This window comes from Pseudomonas sp. PS02288 (assembly GCF_029959715.1).
GTDB lineage: Bacteria > Pseudomonadota > Gammaproteobacteria > Pseudomonadales > Pseudomonadaceae > Pseudomonas_O > Pseudomonas_O kuykendallii.
The window spans coordinates 46,705-60,043 of sequence record NZ_JASCPA010000026.1 but is presented as its reverse complement, the minus strand read 5'-3'; the positions used below and the strand labels follow the sequence as shown (position 1 = coordinate 60,043).

14 protein-coding genes are annotated in these 13,339 nt (G+C 65.9%); 6 read left to right on the top strand and 8 right to left on the bottom strand.

Annotated elements, in window-relative coordinates:
* On the top strand, positions 1–1,181 hold a 1,181-nt coding region (locus QMX85_RS12340), incomplete at its 5' end, for a PepSY domain-containing protein (protein ID WP_282341245.1).
* Here QMX85_RS12340 and QMX85_RS12335 read toward each other — a convergent pair.
* The 6 genes from QMX85_RS12335 to dctP are packed head-to-tail and all read right to left on the bottom strand — an operon-like array spanning position 1,178 to position 6,894.
* A complete protein-coding gene (locus QMX85_RS12335; RefSeq protein WP_282341243.1) occupies positions 1,178–1,912 on the bottom strand; it encodes an aspartate/glutamate racemase family protein in 735 nt (244 codons plus the stop codon). The genes QMX85_RS12340 and QMX85_RS12335 overlap by 4 nt on opposite strands.
* Positions 1,909–2,736 carry an ethanolamine ammonia-lyase subunit EutC gene (eutC, locus tag QMX85_RS12330; protein ID WP_282341241.1) on the bottom strand — a complete coding sequence of 276 codons (828 nt, stop codon included), beginning with the start codon at positions 2,734–2,736 and terminating at the stop codon, positions 1,909–1,911. The genes QMX85_RS12335 and eutC overlap by 4 nt, the downstream gene beginning before the upstream one ends.
* Positions 2,733–4,121, bottom strand: coding sequence for an ethanolamine ammonia-lyase subunit EutB (locus tag QMX85_RS12325; RefSeq protein ID WP_282341239.1), 1,389 nt, complete (start codon positions 4,119–4,121; stop codon positions 2,733–2,735). Before QMX85_RS12325 ends, eutC begins: the two co-directional genes overlap by 4 nt.
* Before the next feature lie 9 nt (positions 4,122–4,130).
* Positions 4,131–5,432, bottom strand: coding sequence for a TRAP transporter large permease (locus QMX85_RS12320; protein WP_282341238.1), 1,302 nt, complete (start codon positions 5,430–5,432; stop codon positions 4,131–4,133).
* Positions 5,425–5,943 carry a TRAP transporter small permease gene (locus tag QMX85_RS12315; protein ID WP_282341237.1) on the bottom strand — a complete coding sequence of 173 codons (519 nt, stop codon included), beginning with the start codon at positions 5,941–5,943 and terminating at the stop codon, positions 5,425–5,427. The genes QMX85_RS12320 and QMX85_RS12315 overlap by 8 nt, the downstream gene beginning before the upstream one ends.
* A 33-nt stretch (positions 5,944–5,976) precedes the next feature.
* Positions 5,977–6,894 (bottom strand): TRAP transporter substrate-binding protein DctP, encoded by a 918-nt coding sequence (gene dctP, locus QMX85_RS12310; RefSeq protein WP_282341235.1) that lies wholly within the window; start codon positions 6,892–6,894, stop codon positions 5,977–5,979.
* Between the two features lie 291 nt (positions 6,895–7,185).
* Between dctP and QMX85_RS12305 the strand changes: the two genes are divergently transcribed.
* From QMX85_RS12305 to QMX85_RS12295, 3 genes are read left to right on the top strand one after another with little or no spacing between them, the layout of a single operon-like run.
* Positions 7,186–8,601, top strand: coding sequence for a PLP-dependent aminotransferase family protein (locus tag QMX85_RS12305; protein WP_282341234.1), 1,416 nt, complete (start codon positions 7,186–7,188; stop codon positions 8,599–8,601).
* Positions 8,598–9,845 (top strand): FAD-dependent oxidoreductase, encoded by a 1,248-nt coding sequence (locus tag QMX85_RS12300; RefSeq protein ID WP_282341233.1) that lies wholly within the window; start codon positions 8,598–8,600, stop codon positions 9,843–9,845. Before QMX85_RS12305 ends, QMX85_RS12300 begins: the two co-directional genes overlap by 4 nt.
* 25 nt (positions 9,846–9,870) lie before the next feature.
* Entirely contained in the window at positions 9,871–10,221 is a 351-nt protein-coding gene (locus QMX85_RS12295) for a RidA family protein (RefSeq protein WP_282341232.1), read from the top strand.
* 13 nt (positions 10,222–10,234) lie between these two features.
* Here QMX85_RS12295 and QMX85_RS12290 read toward each other — a convergent pair whose 3' ends face one another.
* Both QMX85_RS12290 and uraH read right to left on the bottom strand, forming a co-directional pair.
* On the bottom strand, positions 10,235–10,972 hold the full coding sequence (locus QMX85_RS12290; RefSeq protein WP_282341230.1) for a GntR family transcriptional regulator: 738 nt from the start codon (positions 10,970–10,972) through the stop codon (positions 10,235–10,237).
* Between the two features lie 257 nt (positions 10,973–11,229).
* Positions 11,230–11,583 (bottom strand): hydroxyisourate hydrolase, encoded by a 354-nt coding sequence (uraH, locus tag QMX85_RS12285; RefSeq protein ID WP_282341228.1) that lies wholly within the window; start codon positions 11,581–11,583, stop codon positions 11,230–11,232.
* 310 nt (positions 11,584–11,893) lie between these two features.
* Here uraH and puuE point away from each other — a divergent pair, with 310 nt between their 5' ends.
* Together puuE and uraD are read left to right on the top strand one after the other, a co-directional pair.
* Positions 11,894–12,820 (top strand): allantoinase PuuE, encoded by a 927-nt coding sequence (gene puuE, locus QMX85_RS12280; protein ID WP_282341226.1) that lies wholly within the window; start codon positions 11,894–11,896, stop codon positions 12,818–12,820.
* Entirely contained in the window at positions 12,817–13,332 is a 516-nt protein-coding gene (gene uraD, locus QMX85_RS12275) for a 2-oxo-4-hydroxy-4-carboxy-5-ureidoimidazoline decarboxylase (RefSeq protein WP_282341224.1), read from the top strand. The genes puuE and uraD overlap by 4 nt, the downstream gene beginning before the upstream one ends.
* Positions 13,333–13,339: the final 7 nt, after the last annotated feature.

Here is a 13,339-nt window from a genome sequence, read left to right as displayed (position 1 = left end):
CGCTGGACGCCCTCGAGGGCAGGCGTAGCGGGGCGGTCGAGGACGCCGGCGCGCGGGCCCGCGCGCGGCAGTTCGATCCCCGCGCCACGGCGCATTACCTCGGCCTGGTCGACGAGGACGCCTGGACCCACAGCCGCGCGCTAGACGGCGATCGTCCGCTACACCGGGTGCAACTGGACGATGCCGAGGGTCGCCAGCTGTACATCTCCAGCCACAGCGGCGCGGTGGTGCGCGATGCCACCCGCACCGAACGGGCCTGGAACTGGATCGGTGCCTGGCTGCACTGGCTGTATCCGCTGCGCGGCCCCTGGTGGTCGAACCTGGTGATCTACTCGGCGCTCGCCGCCACCGCGATGGCGCTGCTCGGGCAGGTGGTCGGCGTGCTGCGTTGGCGTTTCTCCCGCCCTTATCGCAGCGGCTCGCGCTCGCCCTATCGCGGCGGCTTCGCGCGCTGGCACCACATCGGCGGGTTGCTGTTCGGCGGCGTGGTGATCGCCTGGATCTTCAGCGGGCTGATGTCGATGCGCCCCTGGCACCTGCTGGACAGCCAATCCAGGCTGACGGCTTCGGCCTACCAGGGCGGCGCCCTGCGTGCCGAGGCGTTCCCGCTGCCGGTGCGCGAGGCACTGGCACGCTTTCGCCAGGCGGGCCTGCAGCCGCGCGAGCTGGAGTGGCGGATGGTCGGCGGCGAAGGCGTCCTGCAGGCGCTGGAGAGCGACGGCAACAGCCGCGTGCTTGCGATGGACGACGCGAATGAGCCGCTGCGGCGCCTGCCGGAAAGCACCCTGCGCCGCGCCGTTCAGGCGATGTCGCCAGGTACGGCGATGGATTTCGACGAGCTGCCGGCCTACGACTTCTACTACTTCGCCCGCGCCGAACAGAGCATGAACGGCGGCCTGCAACGCCCCCTTCCGGTGCTGCGCGTGCGCGTCGACGATGCCGCCGGCACCTGGCTGCACATCGACCCACGCAGCGGCGCGCTGCTGGAGCAGCTGGACGAACGCCGTCGCCTGGCGCGCTGGCTGTTCAACCTGCTGCACAGCTGGGACTGGCAGCCGCTGCTGCAACGCCCGCTGCTGCGCGACGTGCTGATGCTCGCCTTCAGCCTGGGCGGGCTGGTGATCAGCCTGAGCGGTGTGGTGCTCGGTTGGCGACGGCTGCGCAAGCGCCGCAGGGCCTAGTAGATACCGGCGAAGCGGCGCCGCCGCGAGGCATGCTGGAAGCTGTCGATCAGCGTGGTGAAGTCGAAGACCAGGCGCCCGGTGACCGCCTGAACCGCCGCCGCGTAAGGCGGCAGGTTCGAGCATTCGAGGAGGATCGCCCCCACCTCCGGGTGCGTCGCCACCATCTCCCGCGCCACCGCCACCACTTCCGCCTCGACGGCCTCCTGGTCGAGCGTGCCGGTCTCGTCGAGGATCGGCCCGCGGAACTGCGGCTGGTCTTCCAGGCCGCGAATCACCGCGCGCGAGGGATCGGAAAGCCCGGCGATCGCCAGCAGTTCCGGGGTCAGCCGCCGCGCGTTGGCGCAGATGATGCCGACCTTGCGCTGCGGCCCGAGGGTGCGCTCGATCATCGGGAGTTGCAGCAGGCTGGAGAGGATCACCGGGGTATCCAGCGCCGCCGCGACCTTGTGCTGGTAACGCACCATGTAGCCGCAATCGCTGGTGATCGCGCGCACGCCCATGCGTTGCAGCTCGAGCGCGGTGTCGATGACGTTCTGCACCAGGCTCTCGTCGCCCTGCTCGATGAGCCGCTCGAGGGTCACGTCCGGCACGGTGCGGTAGAGCACCGGGTAATCATAGGTGGAGGCATTGCCCACATCGCCGGGGACGAACGGTGTCGAGCAATCGATCAGCAGGATGCCGATGGCGTGACCATAGCTCTCCACGCCGGGGCGAACCTGATACTTCATGGTGTTTCTCCAGGGTTGGACGGCTCATCGAAGGTGAGCCGGAAATCGTTGCGCGCACCGCTCACCGAAACCTCGAGAGTCTGCGTCTCGTCTTTCAGCGAGACCCCCGACAGCTGCCGGCGCAGCGCCTCTCGCACCAGGTAGAGGGCGCGCTGCGCCGCCTCCTGCGGGACTTGCCCGGCGGGGCGGATGTTCGAGATGCAATTGCGCTCGGCGTCGTTGCGGCCGCTGCGCGGTGCGTAGGTCAGGTACAAGCCCAGGCTGTCCGGCGAACTGAGGCCGGGGCGTTCGCCGATCAGCACCAGTACCAGCCGCGCACCGAGGCGCTCGCCGATCGGATCGCCAATTGCCACCCGGCCCTGCGAGACCAGGCAGACCGGTCCGACGGAAAGCCCCGCGCGCCGGACGGCGGGAAGCAGGGCATCGATGAAAGGCAACGCATTCTGCTGCAGCGCCTTCGCCGAGAGGCCGTCGGCCAACACGAAAGCCAGGTCGCAGGACGCCCCCGCCCGGGCCTCCAGCGCCCGCGTTGAGGCTTCCTCGAGGCGGCGCCCGAGGTCGGGCCGACGCAAATAGGTCTGGCGGTCCGCCGCGGCGCTGTGCAGGGTCAGCACCTCGTCGAAGCGCTGCGCCAGCTCGGCCCGCAGTGCCTCAGTGTCCAGCGGCAGATGCACGGCGTCGCGCGCCTGGGCATGGGCCAGCTGGAAATCCAGCCAGGGCCGTGTCGGCAGGCTCGAACCACTGCGCCCGAGCGCGATGCGCGCATCGGTGAACTGACGCAGGGACTCCCAGGGATTGCCGGTAACGCCGCGATGCCCGCTCATCGCAACGCCTCCAGAGCCCGCGCGAAGGGCGCCGGCAACTGCTCGGCGACGGCAATACGTCCGGCCGCATCGAAGATGCCCATGCGCTCCAGCCAGGCCTCGAACTCAGGCGCGGGACGCAGGCCAAGCACCTGGCGAGCGTAAAGCGCGTCGTGGAAGGACGTGGTCTGGTAGTTCAGCATCACGTCGTCCGAGCCCGGAATTCCCATGATGAAGTTGATCCCGGCGTTGCCCAGCAGCGTCAGCAGCATGTCCATGTCGTCCTGATCGGCTTCGGCGTGATTGGTGTAGCAGATGTCGCAGCCCATCGGCACGCCAAGCAGCTTGGCGCAGAAGTGATCCTCCAGGCCGGCGCGGATGATCTGTTTGCCGTCGTACAGGTATTCGGGGCCGATGAAGCCGACCACCGTATTCACCAGCAACGGCCTGAACTCGCGGGCCACCGCATAGGCGCGCGCCTCGCAGGTCTGCTGGTCGACGCCGTGATGGGCATCGGCAGACAGTGCGCTGCCCTGCCCGGTCTCGAAATACATCAGATCGTCGCCGACGCTTCCGCGACGCAGCGAAAGGCCCGCCTCATGCGCCTCGCGTAGCAGCGATAGGGAGATGCCGAAACTCTCGTTGGCCTTCTGGGTGCCGGCGATCGATTGGAAGACCAGATCGACGGGCGCGCCCTGCTCGATCACCTGCAGCGTGTTGGTGACATGGGTGAGCACGCACGACTGGGTGGGAATCTCGTAACTGCGGATCACCTCGTCGAGCATGTGCAGCAGGCGGGCCACGGCCGGCACGTTGTCGGTGGCCGGGTTGATGCCGATTACCGCATCGCCGTTACCGTAGAGAAGGCCATCGACCAGCGACGCGGCGATCCCCGAAGGGTCGTCGGTGGGGTGGTTTGGCTGCAGCCGGGTGGATAGCCGCCCGCCCAGCCCGAGGGTGTTGCGGAAGCGGCTGACGACCCGGCATTTGCGTGCCACCAGGATCAGGTCCTGAACCCGCATCAGCTTGCTCACCGCCGCGGTCATTTCCGGCGTCAGCCCCTGGCGCAAGGCCGCGAGGGCCGTCTCGTCGGCAGAGTCGGAAAGGAGCCAGTCGCGAAACTCGCCGACGCAGAGGTCGGCGACCGGTTCAAACGCCTGGGGGTCGTGGCGGTCGGCAATCAGCCGCGTCACCTCGTCGCTCTCGTACGGGATCAGCCACTCCTCGAGAAAGCGCTTCAACGGCACTTCTGCCAGCGCGCGCATCGCGGCGACACGCTCCTCGGCACTGCTTGCCGCGATACCTGCCAGCACGTCGCCGGAGCGCAACGGGGTAGCGCGCGCCATCAACTGGGCCAGGCCTTCGAAACGATACTCGCGGATTCCGACACGATGTCGATAGATCATCTCGGCCCCTTAATAACCCATCAGACGCGGCAGCGTCAGCGACAGCGCCGGGACGTAGGTGGTGAGCAGCACCACTGGCATGTAGGCGAACAGCAGGAACACCATGGTCGGCGACAGCATCCTGACCAGCGGCACCTTGCCCACCAGTGAGCCAAGATAGAGCAGCGGTGCGGTGGGCGGCGTGATCAGGCCCATGCCCAGGTTGGTGGCGATGATCGCGGCGAAATGCACCGGATCGATGTTCAGGTTGTGCATGATCGGCATCAGCATCGGCGTCGCCAGCAGGATCGCGCTGGCGTCGTCCATCAACATGCCCACCACGATCAGGAACAGGTTGACCATCAGCAGCAACACCAGCGGGTTCTCGCTGACGTGGGTGAAGCCTTCGAGCATCAGTTGCGGCACGTTCTGCATGGTCAGCATGCGCGACAGCATCGAGGCGAAGAACACCAGCACCAGCAGCACGCCGGTCATCTGCCCGGACTTCCAAAGCGTGGTGTAGAGATCCTTCCAGCCCATATCGCGATAGATCAGCACGCTGAGCGGGACGGCGTAGATGACCGCGATCGCCGCCGCCTCGGTCGGCGTGGTGACGCCGCCGTAGATGCAGCCCAGGATGATCAACGGCATGACCAGGCCCAGGCTCGCGCGGCGACCCCGACGGGCGATTTCCTGCCCCCACTCGCGGGCCGGCAGCGCCGGTTCGCGGCGCAACGGCATCTTGCGCGTGAGCACCCAGTTCAATAACCCGAACAGCAGAATGAGGATGAACGCCGGCAGGATCGGCGCCAGGAAGGCTGCGGTGATCGAGGTACCGGATACCCAGCCGTAGAGAATCATCGAGGCGCTCGGCGGCAGCAGCAGCGCGAGTACCGAGGAACAGGCCACCAGGCTGGCAGCGTAACCACGGTCGTAACCGTTCTCGACCATCCGCGGAATCATCGTCGTGCCGATCGCCGCCACCGCCGACGAGGCCATGCCGGAAATAGCCCCGAATACCGCCGTGGCGAGGATCACGACGATGCCCAGGCCGCCGCGAAAACGCCCGACGATGGACTCCGCCAGGTCGATCAGCCGGGCGGCGATGCCTCCCTGGCTCATGATGGTGCCGGCGATGATGTAAAGGGGAATCGCCAGCAGGACCACCGAGGAGACCTGACTGAATCCAGCGCTCACCAGGAACGAGGGATTGCCGAAGTTGCCCACGCTGAACAGGAACAGCACCGCGGCCGCGAAACACAGCGGAACCGGCAAGCCGATTACCAGCAGCACGCAGAGAATCGCGGCGTCGATGAGGATGTACTCAATCATGTGAAATCGCTTCCCGCTTCCAGTGAACGATCAGTTCGATCAGCTCGAACAGGAAATACAGCGTCATCAAACCAAGGCCCACCGGCATCGCCAACTGCGCATACCCCACCGGCAGGTTGATTTCGGTGGACATCATGCCGAGCTTCAGCGACCAGCGCGCCAGGCCCCAGGCCCATATCGTCATCCAGCCGCAGAGCGTCACCGAAAGCACGCAGACCAGCAACCGGACCAACCGCTGCGCGGTTTCACCGCGCAGCAGCAGTTCGACCAGCGACGCGGACATATGCCCGCGCTGCTCCGCGCCGACCGAAGCACCGAGGAAGTACATCCATACCGCGACGTAGCAGGCGATCTCCTCGACCCCGAATATGGCCGTCTCGAAGAAATAGCGGGAGACCACCTGGGTGAAGATCAGCGCGGTCAGGCTCACCCCTGCAAGCACCACCAGGATGCGCTGCAGGTAAATCTTGGCGTACCAGACCGCACGCAGTCCGCGAAGGACGTTCGACATGGGTTACCTCTCTCGGTGTTCGATCGCAAACACTCAGTTCTGCTTGATGCCGGCGCGCAGCTTGGCCATCACGTCGTCGCCCAGTTCTTCGCCGATCACCGGCCAGACTTTTTCGCGGGTGAAGCTCGCCATCTGCTGCAGCTGCTCGGGCGTTAGGCGAACGACTTTGGTGCCGCCGGCTTCCAATGCTTTCAGCTGGCGCTCGTCGGCCGCTTCGACGCTGTCGAAACGCTTGGAGGAGATATCCTGAGCGACATCGACCAGGAGTTTCTGGTCGGCTTCAGGAAGCGAACCCAGACGCTCGCTGTTCATCACGAACCAGGCCAGCTCCAGGTGATCGTTGTATTGCACCCAGGTCTTGGTGATGTCCTTGAAGTTGCTGTAGGTCATCTCCGGCGAACCGCCAATCTGGCCATCCACCACGCCGGTTTGCATGCCGGTGTAAAGCTCTGCCCAAGGGATGGTCGCCACCTGGAAGCCCATCTTCTCCATCAGCACGCGGTGGGTAGTGCCACCCGGCCAAACGCGGATACGCAAGTGCTTATCCTCGCCCGGCGTCGCAGGGTTGCTGACGTCCTTGGCGAAACCCGCGCCGCCCATGCCATCGCCAAACACGCCGAGCAGTCGCAGGCCCTGCTTCTGGATCAGTTCGTCGACGATGTCGTAGGCGAAGCCACCACGGCTGTAAGCGGTCTTGGCTTCGGCGTAGGTCGGTGCGATATAGGGGAACCAGGCAATGGCCAGGCGTCGGTCGAAGTTGGTGGAAAGCGCCTGCAGACCGATGTCGATGGCGCCCTGCATCAGCAGCGAGTGGGTTTCGGTCCAGTCGCCGAGCTGGCTGGCCGGGTATACGGTGACCTCTATGCGGCCATCGCTGCGCTGCTTCACTTCGTCGGCGAAAGCTTGCGCGGCCCTGCCGGCGTCCGAGTCGGCACGGAACAGGTGCGTCATGCGCAGCGATACGTCCGCAGCGAATGCGCTGGAAAATGAACCTAAACCGAGCGTAAGCGCGGTTGCGCCAACGGCGAATATCTTGCGTAGGGATTGCATAGTTGCCCTCCTTGGGCCTGGTGGAAGCGATATTGCGCATGACATCAGCAATACAACCAGCAAAACACAAGCGATACAACCATTACAACACCTCTAGCAAAAACGAATTACTGGCGGACCATGCTGGTATAACGCCTCAATAGCGGTAGAATCACCATTACAAGCGATACAATTCGTTCCGGAACACTCTCCATGCTCGAAGCACTGCTCTCTGCCACCGAAAAAGAACTGCACTCCTCCCGCAGTCGCTCGGAACCGTTGTACGAACAACTGGCCAATGCGCTGGCGGAAAGCATCCGCTCGGGGCAGATCGCTCCGGGTGACAAGCTCCCACCGCACCGCGAGCTCGCCAGCCGCCTCAACGTCAACATCGCCACGGTCACCCGTGCCATGGCGATGCTGCAGGACGCCGAACTCATCGATACCCGTCCGGGGCGCGGTACTCGGGTGTCTGCCCACCGTGCGCGGGAAACCCAGTTCCAGTCGGCGCCACGCAACGAACCGGGAACCATCGACCTCAGCGTCAACCGCCCCGCGACGGACGCCTACAACCATGTGCTGGCGGCGTTACTGCCGGAGCTGTCGAAAGACCCGCGCTTCGACTCGATGAAGGACTATCACCCATCCGAAGGCCCGAGCTGGGCGCGCGAAGCCGCCGCCCACTGGCTACGCCAACAGGGCCTGGGCGCCAACGCCTCGCAGGTGGTGATGTGCGATGGTGCGCAGCATGGCCTGGCGCTGGCCTTGCGCGCCCTCGCCGAGGCGGGCGAAACGGTGCTCGCCGACGATGTCACCTATCAGGGCATCACCGCCCTGTGCCGCACGCTGGACCTGAATCTGGTCGGCGTGCGCACCGACGCACGCGGCATGCTCCCCGAGGCGCTGCGCGAGGCTTGTGTCGAACACTCGCCGCGCGTGGTGTTTCTGGTGACCTCGATCCAGAACCCGACCGCCATCACCCTCGACGAGGAGCGCCGCAACGCGCTGTTGAAGGTCATCGAGGAGGCCGGCGTTCTGCTCATCGAAGATGATGTGTACCGACCGCTTCTCGACGACTCGCCGCCCCCGCTGGCCCGTCAGTTGCCCGAACAGACGCTGTACCTGACGTCGTTGTCGAAATGCGTCGCACCGGGGCTGCGCATCGGCTTCGTGCTCGCGCCCCCCAGCCTGGTAGCTGACATGAGCGCCAGCCTGCGAGTGGATTGCTGGAGCATCGCTCCGCTGTCGGCGCTGGTCGCCACCCGACTGATCGAGAGCGGCAAGGCGCGTGACCTGGTCGTCGTCCAGCGCGAGGAACTGCGCGCGCGCCAGGCATTGCTGCAGCAGGCCATGGAAGGGCTCGACGTGAGCAGCGGCGCCACCGCGCCCCATGCCTGGCTGACCCTGCCCGAGGCCTGGCGTGACGCAGACTTCACCCAGGCCTGCCTGGAGAACGGCGTAGCCGTGCTGCCCGGCTCGGCTTTTAGCCTCGACCCCGAGCACGTGCCCAACGCCGTGCGCATCAACCTTTCGGCGGCGCCGACGCGCGAGCAGCTCACCCGCGCACTGGATGTCATCGCACGTCTGGCCAGAAGCGCCCCGCCCCGCCACTCCAGGGATAATTCATGAACGCTACACGCAACGAAATCGTCGTCATCGGTGGCGGCGCAATCGGTGTCGCCTGCGCACTCTGGCTCCGCCGCGACGGCCATCAGGTCATCCTGCTGGAGCCGGAAGAGCTGGCGGGCCAGTGCTCCTACGGCAATGCCAGCACCCTGGCCGAATACGCCTGCACGCCCATCGCCAACCCGTCGGTGTGGTCCAATCTGCCCAATCTGCTGTTCTCCCAGGACTCCCCCTTCGTGGTGCGCTGGTCGCGCCTGCCCGAGCTGATGCCCTGGCTGCTGCGCTTCATGGGCCAATGCACGACAAGCCGCGCACAACTCAACGCCGAGCGACTCGCCCGCCTGCTCCGCGACACCTACAGCGGCTACGAGCCCTTGCTCGAGGCCGCCCCCGAAGCACGCGCGCTGATCCGCAACAACGGTTGCCTGTATGCCTACACCACCGAACGCGGCCTGCAAGGCGCCCAGGCCGACATCGCCCTGCGCCGCTCCCTGGGCATCGAGCAGGAAGTGCTGGATAGCGCAGGCATCGAGGCACTGGAACCGGCGATGACCGGACTGAGCGTGGGCGGCGTGCTGTTCCCCCGCTCCTGCCATCTGCGCGACACACAGGGTTTCATCCAGGCACTGGCGGCGCCGCTGCGCGCCGACGGGGCCATCCTGCGCGGCAAAGCGCGGCGCCTGACCTCGCGCAACGATGGTGTGGAGATCCAATGCGAAGACGGAACGACGTTGAAAGCCGACCGCGTGGTGCTCGCCGCCGGCGCCTGGTCGGCCAAACTCGCCGCCACGCTGGGTGAGCGCATTCCATTGGAAACCGAGCGCGGCTACCACGTCGAGTTCGAGCTTGGCCGCGAACTGCTGACCCGCCCTACCTGCCCGGTGGAAAGTGCTTTCTACATGACTCCGCTGGCCAACGGGCGCCTGCGCGCGGCGGGCACCGTGGAGCTGGGTTCGCTACGCGACCCGCTCAATCCGGCGCGCATCCGCTACATCGAGGAGCGCGTGCGCAAGGTCCTGAACATCGATGCACCGGTCAGCCACTCCTGGCTGGGCATGCGCCCGACCGTGCCCGACTGCGTACCGGTGATCGGTCCCAGCCAGCGCGACTCACGCGTCATTCATGCCTTCGGTCACCAGCACCTCGGTATCACCCTGGCCGGCATCACCGGTCAGCTGGTGGCCGCCAGTGTCCGCGGCCAGGCGCCGGAATGGCTCGATGACTACAACGCCTCGCGTTTCAATTGAACACCCCTTCCCTCCAGGAGAACCCATGAGCATCAAGCGCATCAACACAGGCACCCGCATGAGCGAGATCGTCGTGCACAACGGCACCGTCTACCTCGCCGGCCAGGTTGGCGAACTGAACGCCAGCGTTACCGACCAGACTCGCCAGGCGCTGGGCGAAGTCGAACGCCTGCTGGCCGAAGTCGGCTCCTCGCCCGAACACATCCTGCAGACGGTGATCTGGCTGGCCGACATGAACGACTTCGAGGAAATGAACGCGGTCTGGGACGCGTGGGTCCCGGCCGGGCACGCGCCGGCACGCGCCTGCGGCGAGGCCCGCCTGGCCCTGCCGGGCTATCGGGTCGAACTGATCGTCACCGCCGCGATTCCCGCCTGACCCAGCTCCCGCCTCAGGCTGTTCCCGGCCGCACGCGCGAAAACACCGCTGCCAGATCCACCGCGGCGGTGTCGCCATCGAGATTCAGCTTGCCGTCGATGCCGTCCATGTGGCGCATCATCAGGGCCACCGCAGCGTTCGCATCGCGCGCCTCGATCGCATCGATCAGACGCTGGTGCTCATCGTCCGAACACTGCGCCCGCGCCCGACTCTCGTAGAGCGCGATGATCAGCGAGCTTTGCGAGATCAGGCTGCGCAGGAAGCCGATCAGCGGGACGTTGCCGGCCACTTCGGCGAGCTTGAGGTGGAATTCGCCGGACAGGCGGATGCCGGTGCCGCGATCGCCGCGGGCGAAGCAGGCATGTTCCTCGGCCACGCATTGGCGCAGCTCGGCGATCTGCGCGGCGCTGGCACGCTCGCAGGCCAGTTCCGTGATCGCCCGTTCGATCATCCGCCGCGCATGGAAGATCTGCCGCGCCTCGTCCGCCGTGGGGCTGGCCACCACGGCGCCGCGATTGGGCCGCAACAGCACCACGCCCTCATGCCCCAGCCGCGACAGCGCACGGCGGATCACCGTGCGGCTGACGCCGAAGATGGCGCCGAGCGCCTCCTCGCTGAGCTTGGTTGCCGGCGCCAGGCGCTGCTCGAGGATAGCGTCGAAGATGTGCGCATAAACCCGCTCGTCCTGGGTCCCGCTGCGGCGCTTGGCGCTGCGCACTGACTTGCTCCGGGGCTGCGACTCTGGGCTCATGCTGGTATCCGCGAACTGCCCGGCCGTGGGCCCGCGATGGCGGCCGACTTGCTCGAAGCAGGAAAAAGGGAGCTCGCATTGTACACAGACGATGCGAGAAATCGTTTACGGCAACGCCTTGGGCAGTGCGTCGCGAGCGTGCAGGTCATGCGGGCAATCGACCGCCGCCGCCCCGTTTCAGGTCACCAGACAGTGACCTGCCCATCCCTGCATTCATGAACGCCTGACCGCGGTTCCATCCGCAGTGCATGACAACACTAGCTGCCGCGGTAGGTCGAATAGCTGTAAGGCGAGATCAGCAGCGGAACGTGGTAATGGTCCTGGGCGGCGTCGATGCCAAAGCGCAGCACCACCACGTCGAGGAATGCCGGTTCGGCGAGGGCGATGCCGCAGGCGCGGTAGTAGTCGCCGGCGTGGAAGTGCAGCTGATAAACGCCCGAACGGTAGTCCTCACCTTCGAGCAGCGGCGCGCCGCAACGCCCGTCGTCGTTGCTGCGCGTAAGGGTGATCAGGTGCAACTCGGCGCCTTCGACGCGATACAGCTCGATCAGGATGTCGCGGCCCGGCCGGCCCTGCGAGGCATCCAGTATGTGGGTAGTCAGTCGTCCCATTGTGATCGCGGCCGCGCCGCGCCTCCTCGGATGTAAGCCCGCGATACGGGCGGATTGAACGGACAGCTGTGGATTGTTGCACAGCGCGGCGCGCGTCACGGACGCAAACCCCCGCTCGGACGAATCGGCCGAGAATCAGGTGCGCTGCGGCTTTCATGGAAAACTCCTGACCAGGTAGGCAAGTTTTTTGCTACGGTTTTCGGTCGTGGACGACGCCGGCCTCGACGCACGATAACTGTTCGCAAAGCATAATCAAATCTGTATACAATTTCTTCACGCATGTACCTCCAAAATCCCAAGGACAGCTGCCGTGAGTGCCGAATACCCCCGCGACCTGATCGGTTATGCCGATCGCCCTCCTCATCCGCAGTGGCCCGGCGAGGCGCGCATCGCGCTTTCCTTCGTGCTCAATTACGAGGAAGGCGGCGAACGCAACATCCTTCATGGCGACAAGGAGTCCGAGGCATTCCTCTCCGAGATGGTCGCCGCGCAGCCGCTGCAGGGCGTGCGCAACATGAGCATGGAATCGCTCTATGAATACGGCAGCCGCGCCGGCGTCTGGCGACTGCTCAAGCTGTTCGACAAACACGCCATCCCGCTGACCATCTTCGCCGTGGCCATGGCCGCGCAGCGTCATCCGGATGTCATCCGCGCGATGGTCGCCGCCGACCACGAGATCTGCAGCCACGGCCTGCGCTGGATCGACTACCAATATATGGACGAAGCCCAGGAGCGCGAGCACCTGAACGAAGCCGTGCGCATCCTCACCGAACTCACCGGCGAGCGCCCGCTCGGCTGGTACACCGGGCGCACCGGCCCTAACACCCGGCGCCTGGTGCGCGAGGAAGGCGGCTTCCTCTATGACTCCGACACCTACGACGACGACCTGCCCTACTGGGACCCGGAAAGCCCGGACAAGGCGCATCTGGTGATCCCCTACACCCTCGACACCAACGACATGCGCTTCACCCAGGTGCAGGGTTTCAACAAGGGCGACGATTTCTTCGAGTACCTGAAGGACGCCTTCGACGTGCTCTACGCCGAAGGCCAGGCCGGCGCGCCGAAGATGCTTTCCATCGGCATGCATTGCCGCCTGCTCGGCCGCCCGGCGCGACTCGCGGCGCTGCAGCGCTTCCTCGACTACGTGAAGGGCCACGACAAGGTCTGGTTCGCCCGCCGCGTCGACATCGCCCGCCACTGGCACGTCACTCATCCGTTCAAGGGAGGCCGTGCATGAGCCGTTTCCGCACCCTGACGCCGTCGACGCTGGATCGCGCAGCCTTCATCGAGGCCTTCGCCGACATCTACGAGCACTCGCCCTGGGTCGCCGAGCGCACCTTCGACCAGGGCGTCGAAGCCGGCCTCGACGAAGTCGAAGTGTTGCAGGCGCGGATGGCCGCCGTGCTGCTCGCTGCCAGCCACGCCGAACAACTGGCCCTGATCAACGCCCACCCGGACCTGGCCGGCAAGGCCGCCGTGCGCGGCGAGCTGACCGCCGCCTCCACCTCCGAACAGTCCGGCGCCGGCATCCACGAATGCACCGCCGAGGAGTTCGCCCGCTTCACCGAGCTCAACGACGCCTACAAGGCGCGCTTCGGCTTCCCCTTCATCATGGCGGTGAAAGGCAGCAACCGGCACCAGATCCTCGCCGCCTTCGAGGAACGCATCCACCACTCGCCAGAGCAGGAATTCGCCCGCGCCCTGGCCGAAATAAACAAGATCGCGCTGTTCCGCCTGCAAGCGCTGTAACCGACGA

Excerpts from the sequence above, each read along its gene's own strand:
- QMX85_RS12300 (WP_282341233.1), top strand. The coding sequence starts at position 8,598 with ATGAACGCTACACGCAACGAAATCGTCGTCATCGGTGGCGGCGCAATC.
- eutC (WP_282341241.1), bottom strand. The coding sequence starts at position 2,736 with ATGAGCGGGCATCGCGGCGTTACCGGCAATCCCTGGGAGTCCCTGCGT.
- dctP (WP_282341235.1), bottom strand. The coding sequence starts at position 6,894 with ATGACGCACCTGTTCCGTGCCGACTCGGACGCCGGCAGGGCCGCGCAA.
- QMX85_RS12325 (WP_282341239.1), bottom strand. The coding sequence starts at position 4,121 with ATGATCTATCGACATCGTGTCGGAATCCGCGAGTATCGTTTCGAAGGC.
- QMX85_RS12290 (WP_282341230.1), bottom strand. The coding sequence starts at position 10,972 with ATGAGCCCAGAGTCGCAGCCCCGGAGCAAGTCAGTGCGCAGCGCCAAG.
- QMX85_RS12315 (WP_282341237.1), bottom strand. The coding sequence starts at position 5,943 with ATGTCGAACGTCCTTCGCGGACTGCGTGCGGTCTGGTACGCCAAGATT.
- QMX85_RS12320 (WP_282341238.1), bottom strand. The coding sequence starts at position 5,432 with ATGATTGAGTACATCCTCATCGACGCCGCGATTCTCTGCGTGCTGCTG.
- QMX85_RS12335 (WP_282341243.1), bottom strand. The coding sequence starts at position 1,912 with ATGAAGTATCAGGTTCGCCCCGGCGTGGAGAGCTATGGTCACGCCATC.
- uraH (WP_282341228.1), bottom strand. The coding sequence starts at position 11,583 with ATGGGACGACTGACTACCCACATACTGGATGCCTCGCAGGGCCGGCCG.
- QMX85_RS12295 (WP_282341232.1), top strand. The coding sequence starts at position 9,871 with ATGAGCATCAAGCGCATCAACACAGGCACCCGCATGAGCGAGATCGTC.
- uraD (WP_282341224.1), top strand. The coding sequence starts at position 12,817 with ATGAGCCGTTTCCGCACCCTGACGCCGTCGACGCTGGATCGCGCAGCC.
- QMX85_RS12305 (WP_282341234.1), top strand. The coding sequence starts at position 7,186 with ATGCTCGAAGCACTGCTCTCTGCCACCGAAAAAGAACTGCACTCCTCC.